General features: G+C 65.9%; 21 protein-coding genes. 10 read left to right on the top strand and 11 right to left on the bottom strand.

All coding sequences use genetic code 11. From position 1 onward, the window contains the following. Positions 1-115: 115 nt before the first annotated feature. The 6 genes from C7401_RS26250 (at position 116) to C7401_RS26225 (ending at position 5,891) form a co-directional block, all read left to right on the top strand. A complete protein-coding gene (locus tag C7401_RS26250; protein ID WP_112174379.1) occupies positions 116-808 on the top strand; it encodes a chorismate--pyruvate lyase family protein in 693 nt (230 codons plus the stop codon). A 28-nt stretch (positions 809-836) separates the two neighbouring features. Continuing rightward, entirely contained in the window at positions 837-1,382 is a 546-nt protein-coding gene (locus tag C7401_RS26245; RefSeq protein WP_112174337.1) for a DNA-deoxyinosine glycosylase, read from the top strand. Positions 1,383-1,513: 131 nt separating this feature from the next. After that, positions 1,514-2,440, top strand: coding sequence for a class I SAM-dependent methyltransferase (locus tag C7401_RS26240; RefSeq protein ID WP_112174336.1), 927 nt, complete (start codon positions 1,514-1,516; stop codon positions 2,438-2,440). 347 nt (positions 2,441-2,787) lie between these two features. Further along, complete coding sequence (locus tag C7401_RS26235; protein WP_112174335.1) at positions 2,788-3,024, top strand: DUF3311 domain-containing protein; 237 nt, start codon at positions 2,788-2,790, stop codon at positions 3,022-3,024. Continuing rightward, positions 3,021-4,571 carry a monocarboxylate uptake permease MctP gene (mctP, locus tag C7401_RS26230; protein ID WP_112174334.1) on the top strand — a complete coding sequence of 517 codons (1,551 nt, stop codon included), beginning with the start codon at positions 3,021-3,023 and terminating at the stop codon, positions 4,569-4,571. The genes C7401_RS26235 and mctP overlap by 4 nt, the downstream gene beginning before the upstream one ends. Positions 4,572-4,790: 219 nt before the next feature. Further along, positions 4,791-5,891 carry an FUSC family protein gene (locus tag C7401_RS26225; protein WP_258397239.1) on the top strand — a complete coding sequence of 367 codons (1,101 nt, stop codon included), beginning with the start codon at positions 4,791-4,793 and terminating at the stop codon, positions 5,889-5,891. Between the two features lie 42 nt (positions 5,892-5,933). On the opposite strand, the gene C7401_RS26220 is transcribed toward C7401_RS26225, so the two are convergent. From C7401_RS26220 to C7401_RS26200, 5 genes are all read right to left on the bottom strand, one after another. Next, complete coding sequence (locus C7401_RS26220; protein ID WP_112174332.1) at positions 5,934-6,362, bottom strand: VOC family protein; 429 nt, start codon at positions 6,360-6,362, stop codon at positions 5,934-5,936. Between the two features lie 278 nt (positions 6,363-6,640). After that, positions 6,641-7,600: a transaldolase gene (gene tal / locus C7401_RS26215; RefSeq protein WP_112174331.1), complete on the bottom strand. Its 960-nt coding sequence runs from the start codon at positions 7,598-7,600 to the stop codon at positions 6,641-6,643. A gap of 320 nt (positions 7,601-7,920) precedes the next feature. Beyond that, positions 7,921-9,147: a benzoate/H(+) symporter BenE family transporter gene (locus C7401_RS26210; RefSeq protein ID WP_112174330.1), complete on the bottom strand. Its 1,227-nt coding sequence runs from the start codon at positions 9,145-9,147 to the stop codon at positions 7,921-7,923. A gap of 110 nt (positions 9,148-9,257) precedes the next feature. Continuing rightward, complete coding sequence (locus C7401_RS26205; RefSeq protein WP_112174329.1) at positions 9,258-10,430, bottom strand: vWA domain-containing protein; 1,173 nt, start codon at positions 10,428-10,430, stop codon at positions 9,258-9,260. 34 nt (positions 10,431-10,464) lie between these two features. Beyond that, a complete protein-coding gene (locus tag C7401_RS26200; protein WP_112174328.1) occupies positions 10,465-11,316 on the bottom strand; it encodes an AAA family ATPase in 852 nt (283 codons plus the stop codon). A 450-nt stretch (positions 11,317-11,766) separates the two neighbouring features. Between C7401_RS26200 and C7401_RS26195 the strand changes: the two genes are divergently transcribed. Then, positions 11,767-12,132, top strand: coding sequence for a c-type cytochrome (locus C7401_RS26195; protein WP_112174327.1), 366 nt, complete (start codon positions 11,767-11,769; stop codon positions 12,130-12,132). 14 nt (positions 12,133-12,146) lie between these two features. Beyond that, positions 12,147-12,554 carry a c-type cytochrome gene (locus C7401_RS26190; protein ID WP_112174326.1) on the top strand — a complete coding sequence of 136 codons (408 nt, stop codon included), beginning with the start codon at positions 12,147-12,149 and terminating at the stop codon, positions 12,552-12,554. A gap of 135 nt (positions 12,555-12,689) precedes the next feature. On the opposite strand, the gene C7401_RS26185 is transcribed toward C7401_RS26190, so the two are convergent. From C7401_RS26185 to rsxB, 3 genes are all read right to left on the bottom strand, one after another. Beyond that, positions 12,690-13,124 (bottom strand): DUF1841 family protein, encoded by a 435-nt coding sequence (locus tag C7401_RS26185; RefSeq protein ID WP_112174325.1) that lies wholly within the window; start codon positions 13,122-13,124, stop codon positions 12,690-12,692. A gap of 93 nt (positions 13,125-13,217) precedes the next feature. Further along, a complete protein-coding gene (nth, locus tag C7401_RS26180) occupies positions 13,218-13,862 on the bottom strand; it encodes an endonuclease III (protein WP_112174324.1) in 645 nt (214 codons plus the stop codon). A 12-nt stretch (positions 13,863-13,874) separates the two neighbouring features. Then, positions 13,875-14,711, bottom strand: coding sequence for an electron transport complex subunit RsxB (gene rsxB / locus C7401_RS26175; RefSeq protein ID WP_112174378.1), 837 nt, complete (start codon positions 14,709-14,711; stop codon positions 13,875-13,877). 428 nt (positions 14,712-15,139) lie between these two features. On the opposite strand from rsxB, the gene C7401_RS26170 reads away from it, so the two are divergent. After that, the gene (locus C7401_RS26170; protein WP_112174323.1) at positions 15,140-15,772 is read left to right on the top strand and encodes a TetR/AcrR family transcriptional regulator; all 633 of its coding nucleotides are present in this window, start codon (positions 15,140-15,142) and stop codon (positions 15,770-15,772) included. Positions 15,773-15,871: 99 nt separating this feature from the next. Here C7401_RS26170 and C7401_RS26165 read toward each other — a convergent pair whose 3' ends face one another. The 3 genes from C7401_RS26165 to C7401_RS26155 form a co-directional block, all read right to left on the bottom strand. Beyond that, the gene (locus tag C7401_RS26165) at positions 15,872-17,179 is read right to left on the bottom strand and encodes a polyhydroxyalkanoate depolymerase (protein WP_181565693.1); all 1,308 of its coding nucleotides are present in this window, start codon (positions 17,177-17,179) and stop codon (positions 15,872-15,874) included. A gap of 307 nt (positions 17,180-17,486) precedes the next feature. Continuing rightward, positions 17,487-19,349 (bottom strand): glycoside hydrolase family 15 protein, encoded by a 1,863-nt coding sequence (locus tag C7401_RS26160; protein ID WP_112174322.1) that lies wholly within the window; start codon positions 19,347-19,349, stop codon positions 17,487-17,489. Positions 19,350-19,502: 153 nt separating this feature from the next. Next, a complete protein-coding gene (locus tag C7401_RS26155; RefSeq protein WP_091998393.1) occupies positions 19,503-19,652 on the bottom strand; it encodes a DUF3096 domain-containing protein in 150 nt (49 codons plus the stop codon). A gap of 217 nt (positions 19,653-19,869) precedes the next feature. Here C7401_RS26155 and C7401_RS26150 point away from each other — a divergent pair, with 217 nt between their 5' ends. Continuing rightward, on the top strand, positions 19,870-21,192 hold the full coding sequence (locus tag C7401_RS26150; RefSeq protein WP_181565692.1) for a lactonase family protein: 1,323 nt from the start codon (positions 19,870-19,872) through the stop codon (positions 21,190-21,192). Positions 21,193-21,215 lie beyond the last annotated feature (23 nt).

The following is a 21,215-nucleotide window of genomic DNA, read 5'->3' as shown; positions in this document are numbered from 1 at the left end:
CAAGCCTCACGCAGCCTTGTGTGATCGAAGCCCCTTGCGGTTGTCTGCCGTAAGGGGCTTTTTCTTTGGGCGGGCTCGCGGCGAACTGAAATCCTCGCGGCCTATAATGCGCGCCATGCCTCTCCGATTCGATGCCGCTGACGCGCACTGGCGCGTCACGCCCTTGCCCGCCCTGAGCGCCGACCAGAAAGACTGGCTCACGCGCGGTGGTTCGCTCACGGCGCACCTGCGCACGCTCGGAAGCGTCGAAGTGCGCGTGACGCGTGAAGCCGTGGCGATGCCCTGGTCCGACGAATGTGCGGCGCTCGGCCTCGCGCCCCGCGAGCGCGCCTGGGTGCGCGAGATCGCGCTTGTGGTCGACGGCGTGCCGTTCGTGGCCGCGCATAGCGTGACGCCGCTCGCGGCGAGTGACGGTGTATGGCAGGCCATGCGGCGCTTGCGCACGCGTCCGCTCGCGGAACTGCTCTACAGCGACAGCGGCGTGGCGCGCTCGGCGCTCGTGAGCCGTCGCGTGAGCGCGCGGCATCCGCTTTATGCGCTCGCCGTGCGCGAGATCGTGGCCGGGAGAACGCACGCGCCGCACGCGGCGCACGCACCGCACGCGCCGCATGCGTTCGTCGCGCGCCGCTCGGTGTTCGAGCGTGCGGGTGCGCCGCTGCTCGTGACCGAGTGCATGCTGCCCGCGCTGTGGTCGCGGCTTGAGAGCGGCCCCTTCGCGCACGCCATGCTTGAAACGGTGGTGCATCTCGGGCGCGAACGCGGCCCGCTCGATCACACCGCCTCGCGCGCGCATCACGCGCCGCGCTGAACGCTCTGCTCATGTTGATCACGTTGCCATGACGTTCAAGCGCTGCTTCGATCCCGTCGCCGATGCGCGCACGCGCGTGCTCATTCTCGGCAGCCTGCCGGGCGAGGCGTCGCTCGCGCATCAGCAGTATTACGCGCACAAGCAGAACAAGTTCTGGCATCTGGTGGGCGAGGTGATCGGCGAGGACCTCGTTGCGATGGAGTACGAAACACGGCTGCACACGCTGCGCGAGCATCGCGTTGGCCTGTGGGACGTCGTCGCGCAGGCGCGCCGCGAAGGCAGCCTCGACGGTGACATCCGCGATCACGAGGGCAACGATCTCGTGGCGCTCATCGAGCGTCTGCCCGCGCTCGAAGCGATCGCGTTCAACGGCGGCACGGCGGCGCGCATCGGCGAGCGCATTCTCGGCGCGCACGCACGGCACATGACGATCCTGCGGCTGCCCTCCAGCAGTCCTGCCTATGCGTCGATGAACTTCGCCGCGAAGCTCGTGCAATGGCGCGCATTGGACGAATTCGCAGGCGAACCCGATGATCGCAACGGTGCGCGCCTCGGCAAACGCGCGACGCGTTAGCCGAGGCGCCAGGCCCTCGCATCACGACGTATTGCCGTATAAACCCTGCTTGATGCGCGACGAATGCTATGCTCTCGGTCGCCCGAGCAGATGCACCTGCATTTGCGACCCCACAGCAAGCGATTTTTCACATGACGACTCTCATCAAGCGCGCCTCCGCCGAGGCCCGCGCATTCAAGAAAACCGGCGCCGCAGCCCAGGGCGACGAGACCACGAGCAAGACCGCAAAGGTCACGAAGCGTCCGCGCCGCGCGGCCGCCGACGATCTCGACAACGCCCCGGTCATCGAAGCGCCGCGCAAGCCGCGTTTCGCACCGGTCACGTTCTCGGAAGAGAGCGGCGTGCGCTATCTACACTTCGGCACCGAATGGGTGCAGGGCGCGATGCGTCTGTCGAAGCCGCAACACATCGAACTCGAATACGCACAGCAGATGATGGCCTGGCTGCTGTTCCTCGCCACGCCCGAGCGCATCGTGCAACTGGGTCTGGGCGCCGCCGCGCTCACCAAGTTCGCGCACCGCTATCTGCGTCCCGCGAAGGTCGAGGCGATCGAACTGAATCCGGCGGTCGTGGTGGCCGCGCGCACGATGTTCGAACTGCCGTACGACGACGCACGCCTCACCGTGCGCGAACTCGACGCATGGGACTTCGTGCAGGACCGCGCCAATCACGGCACGATCGGCGCGCTCCAGATCGACGTGTATGACGCGACCGCGCGCGGCCCGGTGCTCGACAGCGTGGCGTTCTACCGCGCGGTGCGCGCGTGCCTGACCGATGCGGGCGTCGCGACGATCAACCTGTTCGGCGACCACCCGAGCTTCGTGCGCAACATGAAGCGCCTGAACGAAGCCTTCGACGGCCGCGTGATCGCGCTGCCCGAAGTGCACGAGGGCAACCGCGTGGCGCTGGCGTTCTCGGGTCCGGCGCTCGAGGTGACGTGGGCGGCGCTCGAAAAGCGCGCGCGTTTGCTCGAAAGCAAGCTCGGCCTGCCGGCGCATCAGTGGGTGAAGGCGCTGCGCGAATCGAGCGGCCAGAACGGCGCGACGTTCTCGATCTGATCCGCCCAGGCGGCCGTTGCGCCGCTGCGGCGCCCGCCTGTAGCAAGGAGCCGGTCTGATGGCCGGCTTTTTTTCGTCCATACGTGGCGCATATCTGGGACATACACGGCACATACCCAACGAGTTCGGACGATTTACCCGACATGGCACAAGACGTTGGCTCTTGACAACGTCCTCGGAATTGGGGTCCGCCCTGCTTGACCGTGCCGCGCCGCCTCTATACTCTTTTCAGCGCTTTCGGGGACCTTGTGGGCTATCCGCCGGCAAGGCCAACGGTCGCCTCACGCCGGGCGGCGGACCGCAAACAAAGCAAGGCCGTATAACTACATAAGCAACGAGGAGACGTCATGGCTCACGACGCCGACGCCGGAAAATCAAGCAAGCATTGGCTATGGCTTTTGCTGCTGCCCTGGATCGCCATGATCTGGGTGCCGTCATACAACAAGATCGAGCCCACACTGTGGGACTTCCCGTTTTTCTACTGGTATCAGCTTCTCTGGGTGCTGATCAGCGCTGTCATTACCGCGCTCGTCTACTTCAAGACGAAGACCCGCAACAAGGCTAGTGCAGGAGGCGCGCAATGAACGTCACTGCAACTTTCGTCTTCGTCCTGCTCTTCATCGGCGTCACGATCATCGGCTTTCTCGCCGCGAACTGGCGCAAGGGCGATCTCGCGCATCTCGACGAATGGGGTCTCGGCGGCCGTCGCTTCGGCACGATCGTCACCTGGTTCCTGCTCGGCGGCGACCTGTACACCGCGTACACCTTCGTCGCCGTGCCGGCGCTCGTGTTCGGTGCGGGCGCAACGGGTTTCTTTGCGCTGCCGTACACGATCCTGATCTATCCGTTCGCGTTCGTCGTGTTCCCCAAGCTCTGGGCCATCGCGAAGCGCCACCACTACGTCACTTCGGCCGACTTCGTGAGCGCGCGCTATGGCAGCCGCATGCTCGCGCTCGCCATTGCCGTGACGGGCATCGTCGCGACCATGCCGTACATCGCGCTGCAACTGGTGGGGATCGAAGTGGTGATCGGCGCGCTCGGCTTCGACACGACGGGCTTCGTCGGCGACCTGCCGCTCATCATCGCCTTCGCGATTCTCGCCGCGTACACGTACACGTCGGGTCTGCGCGCGCCGGCCATGATCGCGGTGGTGAAGGACATTCTCATCTACATCACGATCATCGTCGCGATCATCGTGATTCCCGCGCAGATGGGCGGCTTCGGCCACATCTTCAGCGCGGTGCCGCCGGCCAAGCTGCTGCTCAAGTCGCCTGACGCCACGAGTTTGAACGGCTACAGCGCCTACGCGACGCTCGCGGTGGGTTCGGCGCTCGCACTGTTCCTGTACCCGCACTCGGTCACGGCGATCCTGTCGTCGTCGTCGGGCAACACCATTCGCCGCAACATGGCGATGCTGCCCGCGTACTCGCTCGTGCTCGGTCTGCTCGCGCTGCTCGGCTACATGGCGCTCGCCTCGGGCGTGAAGGACATGCCGGAATTCGCGCCGTACTTCAAGGCCTTCGGTCCGAACTTCGCGGTGCCGGCGCTGTTCCTGCACTTCTTCCCCTCGTGGTTCGTGGGCGTGGCGTTCGCGGCCATCGGCATCGGCGCGCTGGTGCCTGCTGCGATCATGTCGATCGCGGCGGCCAACCTCTACACGCGCAACATCCACAAGGAGTTCATCAACCGCAACATGAATCACGAGCAGGAGACCAACGTCGCCAAGCTGGTCTCGCTGATCGTGAAGGTCGGCGCGGTGGCGTTCATCCTGGGGCTGCCGCTCACGTACGCGATCCAGCTGCAACTGCTCGGCGGCATCTGGATCATCCAGACGCTGCCCGCCATCGTGCTCGGTCTCTACACGCGCGTGCTCGACTATCGCGGCCTGCTGGTCGGCTGGGCGGTCGGCATCGGCACCGGCACGTGGATGGCCATTTCGCTCAAGCTCGCAGGCTCGATCTTCACGATCCACCTGTTCGGCATGGCGATTCCGGGCTACGCCGCTGTGTGGTCGCTGATCGTGAACCTCGTGGTGTCGGTCGCCGTGTCGCTGCTCGTGCACCTGTTCGGCATGCAGAAGGGCGAGGACCGTACGCGTCCGGAAGACTATCTCGACGTCGTCGAGAGCTGATCGGCCAAGGGCCAGCGCGGCCCGGCGCACGGCGCCGGGTCGGCTCCCGCCTCGAATGCCCGCAACGAAAAGTTGCGGGCATTTGTTTTTCTGGTGCACGATGGCTGCTGAACCGGCTCCCGACCCGCGCATGCCATGGCCTCGTCCGAAACCGAATCGTCCCCGCGTTCCAGTGCGCCGCATGTGCGGCCGCCGCGCCGCCGCTCGCGCCTCGGGCGCATGTGGCGGGCGCTAGCCTCGCCTTACTACCGCTACCGCAACGCCAGGCTGATCCACAGCGTGCGCGTGGGCCTCGCGATGCTCGCGTCGATTCTCGCGACCTCGGGCATCGACATTCCGCACGGTATCTGGGCCTCGGTCACGCTGCTCGTCGTGATCGGCGGTCTTCAGCATCAGGGCAATATCCGCAAGAAGGCCGCCGAGCGCGCGCTCGGCACGCTGCTCGGCGCCGTGAGCGGCCTCGTGCTCATCGTCGTGCAGGCCGTGACGGGCTCGGCGCCGCTCACCTATGTGCTGATGTCGATCGTCGCCGCCGTGTGCGGCTATTACGCGATCGGCAAGCCCGGCTACGTTGCGCTGCTGGCTGCCATCACCATGTGCATCGTTGCGGGCCACGGCGACAATCTCATCGATACCGGTCTGTGGCGCACGCTCAACGTGATGATCGGCATTGTCATCGCGCTCGCGTTTTCGTTCGCGTTGCCGCTGCACGCCACGTATTCGTGGCGCTACCGCCTGGCCGACAATCTGCGCGAGTGCGCGCGCGTCTACGCGCAAGTGGCCAACGGCGAGCACGTCGACACCGACCAGCAGGTGCAGACCTTCATGCGCTTGAACGCGCGGCTCGTGCAGTTGCGCGGGCTCATGCCTTCGGTGGCCAAGGAGATCGACGTGCCGCTAGCGCGCCTCGAACAGGTGCAGCGCCTGCATCGAGCGATCCTGAGCGCGCTGGAAATGCTTTCGACGGGAACCGGCAGCTACGAGCAGGCGCTCGTGCGCGTGGCGTTCGCGCAGCGCGGCGAGCGGGTGCGGCGCGCGCTGCTCGCCACGGCGCGTGCGCTGCGCTTTGGCGGCGGGCGGCACCCCGAGGCGGCGGCGCAGGGGCTGCGCACGCCTTGCGCGAGCATGGCGGGTGAAACGGCAGGCGAAGCAGACGAAGCGGGCGAGCGAGACGCGAGCGCCGCGCTCGCGCCGCAGATGCAGGGACCGTACTGGCTCAGCCTGCGCGTGGAGGAGCAGGTGGAGTGCCTGCGCGCGCTGCTCCTCGAAACCGAGCCGCGCTGGAACATCGAGCGCGGCGCGACGCATCGCATGGTGTGACGCCGGGCGCGCCGCGCGTTCAGCGTGGCTTTGCGGCTGGCTTCAGGCCGGCGCCTGGAGCGGGGGCGCCGTGACCATCCACGGCACGCCGAATTTATCGTTGAGCATGCCGAAGCCCGGCGACCAGAAGGTTTTCTGGAACGGCATCGTCACGTTGCCGCCTTTGGAGAGCGCCGTGAAATAGCGCTCGGCCGTGGCGGCGTCGGGCGCGGTCAGCGAGATGCTGAAGCCGAGGAACTTGTCGTTCTGGGTCATGCAGCCGCCGTCGGACATCATGAGCTGCGCGTCGCCGACCTGGAGCGTCGCGTGCATGATCTTGTCGGCGAGGTCCGGCGGCAGGGGGCGTTCCGGATCGGGCGGCGCGTCCTTGAAGTGCATCTTGAACAGCTCCTGCGCACCGAGCGCTTCGTGATAGAACGCGATCGCTTCGGCGCAATTGCCGGGGTAGGAGAGATAGGGCTGGATTTGCATCGTCGGTTTCCTTGCGGACGGGACGTTGGCCGGCCCTGGGCGCGAGGGTATGCGCGGGGGCCGGATCGCGCGGCGGGTTGCGCCGCTGCCCTGATTCTAGGCGCGCGCGTGGGCCGCACGGAGCGCTCCGACGCCAGGGTTTGCGAGAGCGCAGACGGGAATGGACGTTGCAGAGTCTTTGCCAGCAAAAAGGGCCGCACATGCGGCATGCGCGGCCCTTCCTGGTCATCGATGCATTGAAGCGCGCCGGACGAACCCCCGGCGCGTGCGCTGGCGCATCACTTCGCGCGCAGTTCCTCGATCATCTTTTCGAGCTTGATCGCGTCGGCGGCGAACGCGCGGATGCCTTCCGCGAGCTTTTCCGTCGCCATGGCGTCGTCGTTGAGCTGGAAGCGGAACGACGACTCGTCCACGGCCACGCGCTCGATGTGTGCGTCCTTGAACGCTTCCGGCGAGAGCTTGCGCTCGACCTTCTCGTTGCTGTCGTGGAGCTTTTGCAGCAGGTCCGGGCTGATGGTGAGCAGGTCGCAGCCGGCCAGTTCGACGATCTGGCTCGTGTTGCGGAAGCTCGCGCCCATCACTTCGGTCTTGTAGCCGAACTTCTTGTAGTACGCGTAGATCTTGCGCACCGACTGCACGCCCGGGTCGTTGGCGCCGCCATCCTTGGCGTCGTCCCAGTCGGCGCCCTTGGCCTTCTTGTACCAGTCGTAGATGCGGCCGACGAACGGCGAGATGAGCTGTGCGCCCGCTTCGGCGCATGCGGCGGCCTGCGCGAGCGAGAACAGCAGCGTCATGTTGCAGTGGATGCCGTCCTTTTTCAGCGCTTCGGCGGCGCGAATGCCTTCCCAGGTGGAGGCGAGCTTGATGAGCACGCGCTCGCGGCCGATGCCGGCCTGCTTGTACAGGTCGATGATGTGGTGCGCCTTGTCGATCGACTTCTTCGTGTCGAACGAGAGGCGGGCATCGACTTCGGTCGAGACGCGGCCCGGAATGATCTTGAGGATTTCGGTGCCGAACGCGATCAGCAGATGGTCGATGATCGACTCGAGCGACTCGCTCGCGTGATCGCGCACGGTTTTTTCGAGCAGCGGCCGGTACTCGGCCTTCTGGACCGCCTTGAGGATCAGCGACGGGTTGGTGGTCGCATCCTGCGGCTTGTACTGCACGAATTGCTGGAAGTCGCCCGTATCGGCGACGACGGTGGTGTACTGCTTGAGCTGATCGAGTGCGGTAGTCATGTCAGGCCTTGTGGGCGCGTTTGCGCCAGCGTCGGTGAGAGTTGAACGGCCGGTGCGCGCGGGCCGGGAGGCTCGCTCGCGCCGGGCGGAACGCGAAAATGGCGAAAGAGCGCTGCGTGGCTGCCGGCCGGCTCGCAGGGATGGCGCGAAGCCGGGCGGTGCGCTTCGCCGCGCGGGTGGGCGCGGCTCACATCATCATTTTATGGCGGAAACGCACCGCGTTGCGTTTCGCGCGGGCAGGAGGGGCACGAAGGGGGCACGAACGGGGCCACGAAGGTCGCCGCACGCGTCGTGCCTTCGGTCGACCCTCGGTTCGCCTCTCACGCGCGGCGCGCGGTCAGCACGAACTGTGTGATGACCCCCGCCACGAGCCCCCAGAACGCCGCGCCGATGGACAGCAGCGTGAGCCCCGAGGCGGTCACCATGAACGTGACGAGCGCCGCTTCGCGCTCCTTCGGGTTCTGCATGGCGTTGGTGAGGCCGCTCATGATCGAGCCGAACAGCGCGAGCGCGGCGATCGAGACCACGAGCGCCTTCGGGAACGCCGCGAACAGCGCTGCGATGGTCGCGCCGAAAATGCCCGCGATCAGGTAGAAAATGCCGCACCACACGGCCGCCATATAGCGCTTCGTGCGGTCTTCGTGGGCGTGCGGGCCGGTGCAGATGGCGGCGGTGATGGCCGCGAGGTTCACGCCGTGCGAGCCGAACGGCGCGAGCACGAGCGAGGCAAGGCCCGTGGTGGCGATGAGGGGCGAGGAGGGCGCGGCCGTGTGGTCGTAGCCGTCGGCGCGCAGCACGGCGATGCCGGGCACGTTCTGCGAGGCCATCGCCACGACGAAAAGCGGAATGCCGATGCTCACCGCCGCCGTGAGCGAGAACGCCGGCATCGTGAACACGGGCTTGGCTACGGCCACGCGGAACTGGCTGAAGTCGAGCAGCCCGAGCGCGGCGGCGGCCGCGATGCCGATCACGAGCGTCGCCACGATGGCGTAGCGCGGCACGAAGCGCTTCACGATCAGATAGCCGAAGAACATCGTGAGCACGAGCGGGGTTTGCACCTGCGCCGCGTGAAAGATCTCGATGCCGATCTCGAACAGGATGCCCGCGAGCAGCGCCGCGGCGATGCCGCCGGGAATACGCTTCATGAGCGTGTCGAACCAGCCGGTGAGGCCGACGGCCGTGAGCAGCACGGCGCAGACGATATACGCGCCGATCGCCTCGGCATAGGGCACGTGCGGCAGCGAGCTGATGAGCAGCGCCGCGCCGGGCGTGGACCACGCGACCACGATGGGCGCGCGGAACCACAGCGACAGCCCGATGGTGGTCACGGCCATGCCGATGGAAAGCGCCCAGATCCACGAGGAAATCTGCGCGTCGGAAAGATGCGCGGCCTGGCCGGCCTGGAACATCAGCACGAGCGAGCTGGTGTAGCCCGTCATCATCGCGACGAAGCCGGCCACGATCGTCGCGACCGAGGTGTCGGCAAAGGGCCGCAGCGGTCCCGGCCTGAACGTCGCAGGCAGGTCGGGGGAAGAGGGGGAGGTCATGCGGGGTGTCTCCGGATTATGCGTCGATATAACGAGTTCGGGCGGCGCGGCCTGGTGTGACACCTAGGCACGCGCCGCCTCGAAAAAGCGGTCAGGGCGGGGGCTCGCGCCTATTTGCTCAGCACGCGCATGGCCGTTTCGAGCCCGGCGACGGTGAGCGGATACATGCGGTGGCCGAGAATCTCGCGGATCACCGACACCGACTGGCGGTATTCCCATAGTCGCTCGGGCTCGGGGTTGAGCCACGCGAAATGCGGGAACTGGTCGGCGAGACGGCGCAGCCACACGGCGCCCGCCTCCGGGTTGTTGTACTCGACCGAGCCGCCCGGTTGCAGCACCTCATACGGGCTCATCGTGGCGTCGCCGACGAAAATGAGCTTGTAGTCGGGCGTGAACTTGTGCAGCAGGTCCCACGTGGGCGTGCGCTCGGCGTGGCGGCGACGGTTGTTCTTCCACAGGTAGTCGTAGACGCAGTTGTGGAAGTAGTAGAACTCCAGATGCTTGAACTCGGCCTTGGCCGCCGAGAACAGTTCTTCGGTGCGCTTGATGTGATCGTCCATCGAGCCGCCCACGTCGAGCAGCATCAGCACTTTCACGTTGTTGTGGCGCTCCGGCACCATCTTGATGTCGAGCCAGCCCGCGTTCGCGGCGGTGCTGCGGATCGTGTCGCCGAGATCGAGTTCTTCGGCCGCGCCTTCGCGCGCGAAGCGGCGCAGGCGGCGCAAGGCCACCTTGATATTGCGCGTGCCGATTTCGACCTGGTCGTCGTAGTCGCGGTACGCGCGCGCGTCCCACACCTTCACGGCGCTGCGCTTGCCGCCTTCGCCGCCGATGCGGATGCCCTCGGGGTTATAGCCGCCGTGGCCGAAGGGCGAGGTGCCGCCCGTGCCGATCCACTTGCTGCCGCCTTCGTGGCGCTCCTTCTGTTCTTCGAACAGTTCCTTCAGCCGCTCCATGAGCTTGTCGAGCCCGCCCATCGCTTCGATCTGCGCGCGCTGCTCGGGCGTGAAGTCGCGCTCCAGACGCTTCTTGAGCCAGTCTTCGGGAATCTCGAAGGCAAGTTCGGACTTCTTTTCGATGCCGCGAAAGTACGCGCCGAACGCCTGGTCGAAGCGGTCGAAGTATTGCTCGTCCTTCACGAGCGTCATGCGCGCGAGGTAGTAGAAGTCGTCGAGCGAGGGCGCGATCACGCGCTCCTTGAGCGCTTCGACGAGCGTGAGGTACTCCTTCACGGAAACCGGCAGCTTCGCGTCGCGCAGCGTGTAGAAGAAGTCGATCAGCATGCGGTGTCTCCGGCTCTCGCGCGCGTGGTGCGTATCAACGGTTGTGGCGGTTCATGTAGATGAGGCGCTCGAACAGCGTCATGTCCTGCTCGTTCTTGAGCAGCGCGCCCGCGAGCGGCGGCATCGACTTCGAGCCGTCGGCCGCACGCAGCGCCGCAGGCGGAATTTCTTCGGCGAGCAGCAGCTTGAGCCAGTCGAGCAGCTCCGAGGTGGACGGCTTCTTCTTCAGGCCCGCCACGTTGCGCAGCTCGAAGAAGCTTTCCATGGCCGCGTTGAGCAATTCCTTGCGGATGCCCGGATAGTGGACCTCGACGATCTGCTGCATCGTGGCCGGGTCGGGAAAGCTGATGTAGTGGAAGAAGCAACGGCGCAGGAAGGCGTCGGGCAGCTCCTTCTCGTTGTTCGACGTGATGATGACGAGCGGACGCTGCTTCGCCTTGACGAGCTGACGCGTCTCGTACACGTAGAACTCCATGCGGTCGAGTTCGCGCAGCAAGTCGTTCGGGAACTCGATGTCGGCCTTGTCGATCTCGTCGATCAGCAGCACGCTCTGTTCCTCGGACTCGAACGCCTGCCACAGCACGCCTTTCACGATGTAGTTGGCGATGTCCTTCACGCGCTCGTCGCCGAGCTGCGAGTCGCGCAGGCGCGAGACCGCGTCGTACTCGTAAAGCCCCTGCTGCGCCTTCGTGGTGGACTTGATGTGCCATTGCATGAGCGGCATGTTCAGCGCCGCCGCGACTTCCTCGGCCAGCATGGTCTTGCCCGTGCCGGGTTCGCCCTTGATGAGCAGAGGGCGCTTCAGCGTGATCGCGGCGTTGACCGCGAGCTTGAGGTCGTCGGTGGCGACGTACTGCGATGAGCCTTCGAAACGCGTGGCGCGCATGGTGAATCCGCTCGCTGGAAAAAAATCCCAGTATAAGTCAGATGGGGTGTTGCGTCGGAGGCGCCTCGCGTATCGTTGGCTCCGCTCTTTGGGGCACGGTTGCCGGGGCAACGGAGCCGCGCCGCAGCCGCGTGTGAGCTGGCGGCAGGTCCGCGCGGCGCGCCAGGGTTGATCCGGACATTGCGGCGCAAAAGCGCGCGCAACCGGGCGGCGGGGCGCGCCAGACGTGCGCTCCGGGCCCACGCCAGGCCCGCCGCAAGGGCCTCCCAGGGCCGCCGAAGGCCGCCTGGGCGCGGGGCGGCCGGTGGACGGCCGGCGCGGCGTCGCGGTATACTCGGACCGATTTTTTTCGGCCTGCACGGCGACCCCAAAAGTAAAACAGCAGTAATGCGGCGCAGGCCGTGGCCTGCGGTTCGGGCGTTCGAATCCCCTCAAGCCAGGTTGGATGCTATGAAAAAAATTGTCGGCAAGCACGTCATCAGCGGTGCGATAACCATGCTGGCGTGCTTCGCGGTCACGGCCCACGCGGACATCGTGGGCAACGCGAAGGCGGGTCAGGACAAGGTGGCGATGTGTATCGGCTGTCATGGTATTCCCGACTACCGCACCGCTTATCCCGAGGTCTATCACGTGCCCATCCTGGGCGGCCAGAACGCGCAGTACATCATGAGCGCGCTGCACGGGTACAAGAAGGGCGACCGGCATTTCGCGACGATGCACGCGATCGCGTCCTCGCTCAGCGACCAGGATATCGCCGACATCGCGGCCTACTACTCGTCGCAAACGGCCGCGTCGAAGAACAATCCCGACAAATAACCGGCGGAGACCCCATGAACAAGCCCTACACGGCTGTGCCCTCGTCTGTGTCCGCCGGTTCCACCTTCAAGCTCGCAGGCGCGGTGCTGGCGCTGGCCCTGACCGCGGCGCTCGCGGCGCATCCGGCGCACGCGGCCGACGCCTCCAACGGCAAGGCGCTTGCCGACAGCCATAACTGCGCGGCCTGCCACGGCCCGGGCCTGAACAAGCCCGTGAGCCCCGAATATCCGAAGCTCGCCGGCCAGCACGCCGATTACATCTACTGGGCGCTGCGCCAGTACCAGATGGGCAACGGCAACCCGCATCTCGGCCGCAACAACCCGATCATGCAGGCGCAAGTGCAGAGCCTTTCGCAAAGCGACATGAAGGATCTCGCCGCGTACATCGAATCGCTCAAGGGCGATCTGATCGACAAGAAGTGAGCGTGAGGGCGGTGCGCGTCATGCGCGCCGCATCATGCGAAACACCCCGCGCGGGCCTCGTTTTCGACGAGGTTGCGCGGGGTGTTTTTTTGACCTGCGTATCAAGGCCCGAAGCCCGAAGCCCGAAGCCGGGCTTCAGTCGCGCGTGGCGCGGCGCTCGATGCGGGCGAGATAGGCGTCGGTGTCCGGCGGCGTGTTGGTGCGCTGCGCTTCCCAGATCGTTTCGCCCAGGCACTCCATGATCGCGTGCTGTGCGTCGTGCGTGGAGCCCATGCGCGCGGCGAGCCTGTCATGCGCGGCGCGAATGCCGGGCGGCTGGTCGATCGAGAGCTGCTCGCTGATCGCGAGATGCATCGACAGATGCAGGAAGGGATTGCTCTGGCCGCGCTCGGGGGAGTAGTCCTGCGCGGCGGCCGCTTCGGCGTCGGCGAGCTCGGCGTGATACTCCGGGTGCTCGACGATCCAGTCGGCGGCGATCGCCTCCAGCGGCGTGAGGATTTCGCCCGCGCGCTGCTTGCGCCAGGTCTCGGTAAAAAAGCGGCGGACTTCGTCGCGGCTGGGATTGAACATCGTGGGTCGTGTGTATCGGTGAGGCGGAATTCGCGCGGCATCGCTGATGCGACGCCTGAAGCGGTCATTTTACGCCCGCGGGCGCACGCTCGCTCAGAGCTCCGGCGGCGGCGTTTTCGGTTTGAATTCGCACAGCGGCTCGATCACGCAATGCCAGCATTCGGGGCGGCGCGCCTTGCACACATAGCGGCCGTGCAGAATGAGCCAGTGATGCGCGTCCTGGCGAAACTCGGGCGGCGTGAATTTTTCGAGCGCGGCTTCCACGGCGCGCACGTCCTTGCCGGGTGCGAGGCCGGTTCGATTCGCAACCCGAAAGATATGCGTGTCGACGGCGATGGTCGGCTGGCCGAACGCCGTGTTGAGCACGACGTTCGCGGTCTTGCGCCCAACCCCTGGCAGTCCTTCCAGCGCCTCGCGCGTTTGCGGCACTTCCCCCGCGTATTGCTCGATGAGAATGCGGCAGGTCGCGATGACGTTCTTCGCTTTCGTGCGATAGAGGCCGATCGTCTTGATGTAATCGGCCACGCCTTCCTCGCCGAGCGCAAGCACCGTTTCCGGCGTGTTGGCGACGGGAAACATCTTGCGCATGGCCTTGTTCACCGAAACGTCGGTGGCCTGCGCGGAGAGCATCACGGCAATCAGGAGTTCGAACGGCGTGCTGAACTCCAGCTCGGTGGTGGGATGCGGATTGAGGCTTTGCAGCGTTTCGTAGATGGCGCGGCGCTTGGTGGCGTTCATGCTCGTTGTGCGTTAGGGCGCGGATTCGTCGTCGTCCGAAGTGTTCGTGTCGATACCGATGCGCTTGCGTCGCGCCTCGGCCGCGTCGATCTGCGCCTGCACGTCGGCGCTCACGTGATCCGTATTGCGCGGGCCTTCGCCGCGCTCGGCGAGTTCGGCCTTCTTGCGGCGCGCGCGTTCGAGCGCCGCCTGGATGATCGCTTTCTTCTTCGCTTCGGCGTCGTCCGCGGCGGGGCTTGCCGGTTGCGCGGCAGGTGCTGCCATGGCCGTGTCGGTAGGCGCCTCCGCCTGCGCGCTCGCAGCGGCGCGGCGCGCGGCCGCGCGTGCTTCCGCTGCATTGCGCTCGGCGGTTTGGCGCGCGAGCCGGCGGTCATGGCGCACGCGTGCTTCGTCAGCCTGCTGCTGGGTCCATGCGTCCCAACCCGTGGCTTCACCCGTAACGGGAATCATTGCTATGCAATCGACGGGGCAAGGCGCGACACACAGATCGCAGCCCGTGCATTGATCCTTGACGATGGTGTGCATCTGCTTCGGTGCACCGACGATCGCGTCGACCGGGCAGGCCTGCATGCACAGCGTGCAGCCGATGCACAACTGTTCGTCGATGAAGGCGACCGGGCGCGCTCGCTCGATACCGTTGTCGGGATTGATCGCGATGACGGGTTTGCCGAGCAGTTGCGCGAGGCGCGCAACCCCCTCAGCACCGCCGGGCGGGCACTGGTTGTAGTTGGCGGCGCCGGAGGCGACGGCTTCGGCATAGGGCCGGCAGGCGTCGTAGCCGCACTTCGTGCATTGTGTCTGGGGCAGCAGATCTTCGATGCGATCTGCGAGTGTTCTGGAATCGTTCACGGTCGCAACTTCTGGGCGGGCCGGGCGGCGGCGCGACCATGCGCGCACATGGTCTGGCAGGGCGCGCACGCACAGCGCCAAAGCCTGCATTATCGCCGATTTCCCGCATTGCCATCGGCGGGCCATGTGCCATAATCAAAGCGCTTAATGCGAAAGCGCCTGGCAATCCAGGGGGAATCCATAGACGTAACGCAGTACACGTCACGCACGGCAGGCGAAGCGCCTCGCGATAAGCAACAGGGGAAGAACGATGTCGTCATCGAATGACATCAAACAAGAATGATCGCAAGACCGTAGGTCGGAGGGTGTCTGTCCATTAACCTGGCGCGCCCCGCACAACGCTGTCGATACCAGGGCGAGGAGAGGCCCGGTGCGGTATCGCCCGGCAGCGTGAACCGGACAACGCGGCTTACCGAGATCCTGCCACCATGAATCAGCCAAAAATCAAAAGAGATCCTGAAGGCACACGTCGTCGCATCCTGCTTGCCGCGGCGGAGGAATTCGCCAATGGCGGCCTGTTCGGCGCACGCGTCGACCAGATCGCGCGGCGCGCGGAAACCAATGAGCGCATGCTCTATTACTACTTCGGCAGCAAGGAGCAACTGTTCACTGCCGTGCTCGAGCACGCCTTCGGCGCGCTCAACGAAGCGGAGCGCGCGCTCGATCTCGCCGGGCTCGCACCGGTCGAGGCGATCACGCGGCTCGCGCATTTCGTCTGGGACTATTACCGCGACAACCCCGAGTTGCTGAGGCTCGTGAATAACGAGAATCTGCACGAGGCGCGATATATGCAGAAGTCCACACGAATTCGCGAGATGATCTCGCCGATCGTGGCAACACTCGGCTCGATTCTCACGCGCGGCGAGTCCGCCGGACTGTTCCGCCCGAGCATCGATCCGTTGCGGCTTTATGTGACGCTCTCGGGCATGGGCTACTACATCGTGTCGAACCGCTACACGCTCAACGCCACGCTCGGGCGCGACTTCAGTACGACGGCCGAGCGCGCGGAAATCATCCAGCTCAATACGGAAATGCTGCTTGCGTATCTGATGCGCAAGTGATGCCCGACTGACGCGCGAGCGTATTTCAAGCGCACAAATGCAACGCGCCGTCCTGGGACGGCGCGTTGTGCGGTGTTGCTGCGTATCTTGCGTGCGGCGTCAGGCGACCGCGCCCTCGGCCGAGCGCCCGCGTGCGGAAGGCTGCTTGCCCGCGTGGCCGGCGGCCTGCTCATGCTGGCGGATGAAGTCGCGCAGTTGCGGGTAGATGATCGTGCGCCAGCGGCGGCCCGAGAAAATGCCGTAGTGGCCGCACTTTTCCGCGGTCAGGTGATGCTTGTCGGCCTCGGGAATGCCCGTGCACAGATCGTGCGCGGCGCGCGTCTGACCGGAGCCGGAAATGTCGTCGAGCTCGCCTTCGATCGTGAACAGCGCCGTGTCGCGAATGTCCTGCGGGCGCACGCGCTCGCCGGCCACGTCCCACGTGCCTTCCGCGAGGCTGAAGTCCTGGAATACGGTGCGAATGGTTTCCAGGTAGTACTCGGCGGCCATGTCGAGCACCGCGTTGTATTCATCGTAGAACTGGCGATGTGCTTCGGCGTCCTCTTCGTCGCCGCGCAGCAGGCTCTTGTAGAAGTCCCAGTGCGCCGTGGTGTGGCGGCCCGGATTCATCGCGACGAAACCCGCGTGCTGGAGGAAGCCCGGATACACCTCGCGTCCTTCGCCCGGATAGTTGGCCGGCACCGTGTGGATCACGTTGTTCGCAAACCAGTCGAGCGAGTGCTCGGTGGCGAGCGAGTTGACGGCGGTGGGGCTGCGGCGCGCGTCGATCGGGCCGCCCATCATCGTCATCGTGAGCGGGGTGTCCTCGCCGCGGCTCGCGAGGAGCGAGATGGCCGCGAGCACGGGCACCGTGGGCTGGCAAACGGAGAGCACGTGCAGGTTCTTCGCGCCGATATGGCGGATGAATTCCTGGATGTACGCAACGTAGTCGTCGAGGTGGAACGCACCGGCTTCGAGCGGCACCATGCGCGCGTCGATCCAGTCGGTGATGTACACCTTGTGGTCTTGCAGCAGCGTGCGCACGGTGTCGCGCAGGAGCGTGGAGTGGTGGCCGGAAAGCGGCGCGCACACCAGCACGGCGGGCTCGTCCTTGAGCGCGGCCACGGCGCCGGTGTCGTCGGCGTAGCGCTTGAAGCGCAGCAGGCGGCAGAACGGCTTTTCGACGATGGTCTGCTCGACGATCGGAATGTTGAAGCCGTCCTTCACGATCTGGCGGATGTTGAACTCGGGCTTTTCGTAGTCCTTGCCGAGGCGATACAGCAGTTCATAACCTGCGGCGAGGCGCGTGGCGCCCGGCACGAGCGAAAACGGGCTCGACGGATTCGAGAACGATTTCGAGGCGGCCTGGGCCCAGGCGGTCAGCGGGCTCAGCAACGCGCGCTGGAATTCACGGATTTGGTAGAGCATGGGCGCTCCGGCATCTTCATGGGGCGGTTCGCACCCGGGTCGCGCGCGGATGAGGCGCGGAGCAGATGCGGGCCGGCAAGGTTGGTCGGTCAGTCAATCAGCTTGTTTATCGGCCGCCGCCACGGGGGCTTTAGCGCGAGCTGCTGAGCAGGCGTCCGGCGGCTCGTGGCTGCCGGCGCGCTGCAAGGCGGCACGCGCATGAAAGCGCCGCTAGGCGGCGCGGGCGGTCCTTTCCACCCGGTCGTTGTGCAACGCAACATGCCTAGTGTACCGCAGCTCGCGAAAACGTCCAGGCGGTTTCGAACAATTACGATGCGGATGCAACAGCCGGCTCGGCCGACGCGCCGTTGGCTACCGGGTGCCCCGTTGCCTTCGCCATTTCCTGTTCGTGCCGCATCAGATTCAGACCCGTGTGCACGAGCGCCACGTGCGAGAACGCCTGCGGGAAATTGCCCACCAGCCGGCCCGCGATGGGGTCATATTCCTCGGCGAGCAGCCCCACGTCGTTGGCGAGCGAGAGCAGGCGCTCGTACATGCGTCGCGCGTCGTCCATGCGGCCCTGTAGCGCGAGGTTGTCGACCATCCAGAAACTGCACGCAAGGAAGGTACCTTCGCCGGGGGGCAGACCGTCGTTGAAATCGGTGGTGCGGTAGCGCATCACAAAACCTTCACACATGAGGTCGCGCTCGATCGCCGCCACCGTGCCCGCGATGCGCGGGTCCGCCGCGGGCAGGAAGCCCACCAGCGGCATGAGCAGCAGGCTCGCGTCGAGGTCGGTGCCGCCGTAGATCTGCGTGAAGGAGTTCATCTCCTTGTTGAAGCTGCGCTCGCAGATGGTGGCGTGGATCGTGTCGCGCAATTCGCGCCAGTGGTCGATCGGCCCCGGCAGTTCGAACTTTTCCGCCGATTTCACCGCGCGGTCGAACGCGACCCACGCCATGACCTTCGAGAACGTGAAGTTCTGGCGGCCGCCGCGCGTTTCCCAGATGCCCTCGTCGGGCTTGGTCCAGATCGTCTCAAGGTGCTCGAGCATCGCGCACTGGATCGACCATGCGGTGTCGTCGGCTTGCAGGCCGCCCACGCGCGCCAGGTGCAGGGCGTTCATCACTTCGCCATACACGTCGAGCTGGAGCTGGCCGACCGCGTTGTTGCCCACGCGCACGGGCTTCGCGCCTTCGTAGCCGGGCAGCCAGTCGAGTTCGAACTCGGGCAGGCGGCGCTCGCCCGCGATGCCGTACATGATCTGCAACTGCGAGGGCGAGCCCGCCATCACACGGCCGAGCCACGCGCGCCAGGCGCGCGCTTCGTCGTAGTAGCCGCCGCGCATCATCGCGAGCAGCGTGATGGTGGCGTCGCGCAGCCAGCAGTAGCGGTAGTCCCAGTTGCGCGTGCCGCCCAGTTGCTCGGGCAGCGACGTGGTGGGCGCGGCGACGATGCCGCCCGTGGGCTCGTAGGCGAGCGCCTTGAGCGTGATGAGCGAGCGGCGGATCGGCTCGGCCCAGCGGCCTTCCACCGTGCTGCGCGAGGACCACTCGGTCCAGAAATTCTCGGTGCGCGCGAGCGCCGTAAACGGGTCGCGCGGCGGCGGCAGGCGCAGATGCGAGGCCGCGTAGGAGAGCGAAAACGGCACGCGTTCGCCTTCCTTGACGTCGAACTGCGCGACCGTGTGCATGTTCTCGCCCTGGAGATCGACGGGCGTGCGCAGCACGACCGTGTCGGGGCCAACCGTGGCCTTGATGCCGCTTTCGTAGGTGAGGCGGCTCACCCAGGGCACCGAGAAGCCGTAGTCGAAGCGCAGCACGAGCCGGCTCTCCATGCGCAAGGTGCCGCGCCGCCCGACGACGAGGCGCACGAGCTCCGACCAGCCATTGCCTGGCGGCATGAAGTCGATGAGCGTGACCGCGCCGTCCGGCGTTTCGAAATCGGTTTCGAGGATCAGCGTTTCGCCGCGATAACGGCGCGTGGTCTTGATCTCGACGGGCGTGCCGTCCTCGGGCTGTGCGGGGGCGATGAGCCAGCGGCCGTTCTCTTCGGTGCCGAGGAGGGCGGCGAAGCACGCGCCGGAGTCGAAGCGCGGCCAGCAGAGCCAGTCGATGGAGCCGGCGCGGGACACGAGCGCGGCCGTGTGGCCGTCGCCGATCAATGCATAGTCTTCAATGGGTGCGGGCATGGTAAGCAGAATGACAGCGTTGCTCGGTAGCGTAAGCCGCTTGCCGCAGTTTCGCGGCATGCACGCACAAGAGTAGTGGCAGCGAGGGGGGCCGCGCAACGCGTTTTGCGCGGCAACACGCGCAAATACTTGCTGCGCAGACGTCAACAAACATCAGAGATGGCCGCCGACGCCGAACAGGCCGATGATCCCGATGATGATGAGGTACAGCGCGACGATGTAGTTGAGCAGGCGCGGCACGGCGAGAATCAGAATGCCTGCGATGAGCGCGACGAGCGGCCCGATGGCGACGTGAATGTTCATGACGGCTCCGTGGTGTTGCTGCGTGTTGGTGTTCCGTATGCGTGTTCCGCGGGGTGCTGCGCGCGTGCGGGGCGGCGGCGCGCAAGCTCTCTTATACTGGGCCGGTCTTGCCCGGCGTCACACGACATGGGGCGGCTTCGCGCCGAGGGCCCGGCGCTCGCCGCCGTCGCGCGATGCCGATCCGCTCCATCGCATCGACAAGAAAAAGGAGGTCGAGATGTTGCTTCGCCGTGCCACCGCAATCGCCGTGCCCGCGCCCTCCCGCTCATCGGTTCGCTCATCGGCTCGCGCAAGTACGCGTGCGCGCCGCAGCGCGCGCGGGCCCGCGCAGCGCCTCACCCAGTTCATCAAAGGTTTCGTCATCATGGCTTCCGTCGCCGCGGCGCCTGCGTTCGCGCAATCGACCTCACAATCGACGTCGCAATCCGCTTCCGCGAGCGCGGGCGGGGTCTACAACCTCATCGTCGGCACCTATACGGGCGGCAAGAGCGAGGGGCTCTACGTCTACCGCTTCGACACGAAAACCGGCGACGCGCAACCGGTGAGCGTCGCGAAAACGGTGAACCCGTCCTATCTCGTGGTGAGCAAGGACAATCGCTACGTTTATGCGGTGAACGAGTTGCCCGGCGACAACGGTCCCGCGAGCCTGCGCGGCGACGTGAGCGCGTTCGGCTTCGACGCCGCGAGCGGCCAGCTCACGTTTCTCAACAAGGTGTCGGCGCAGGGCAACGATCCGTGCTACCTGAGCCTCTCGCCGGATGGACGCTATCTCTTCGTCGCCAACTATTCGGTCGCGGCCGACCCCGGCGGCAGCTTCGCGGTGTTGCCCGTGCAGCAGGACGGCAAGCTCGGTGAATCCGTGCTCACCGTGCATCACGAGGGCGGCGGTCCCGTGAAGGGGCGTCAGGACAACGCGCACGTGCATTCGACGGTGTTCTCGCCGGATGGCCACTACCTGTTCACGCAGGATCTCGGCACCGACAAGCTGTGGACCTATCTCTACACGCCGGACGGCAGCCGCGGTCTGGTGAGCCCGACTGAATGGCGCTATACGGATGTGAGGTCAGGCAGCGGTCCGCGTCACCTGATCTTCGGCAATGACGGTCGTCACGCGTATCTCACGAGCGAGCTGGCCGCCACCGTGACGGTGTTCGCCTATCACGACGGGCATATGAAGCTGGAGCAGGTGGAGAAGCTGGCGGAGCCGGGCTTCAAGGGCACGCAGGGCGCGGCGGCGCTGCACCTTTCGCCGGACGGCAAGTTCCTCTATGTCTCGAATCGCGGCGACGCCAACGACATCTCGATCTTCGCCGTCGATGGCGGCAGCGGGAAGCTCAAGCGCGTAGGGCGCCAGTCGAGCCTCGGCAAGTCGCCGCGCGAGTTCGCGATCGATCCGAGCGGTCAGTGGCTCATCGTCGGCAACCAGAACAGCGATACCGCCTACGTGTTCCGCCGCGATCAGCAGACCGGCTTGCTCGAGCCGAACCCGAAGCGCATCGATATCGGCTCGCCGGTCGATTTCAAGTTTGTCGCGCAGTGACGTCCGTCGTGACGTCCGCAGTG

This window comes from Paraburkholderia unamae (assembly GCF_003268775.1).
Classification (GTDB): domain Bacteria; phylum Pseudomonadota; class Gammaproteobacteria; order Burkholderiales; family Burkholderiaceae; genus Paraburkholderia; species Paraburkholderia unamae.
Note: the sequence above shows the minus strand (reverse complement) of the source record. Positions and strands in the feature narration are given on the sequence as shown.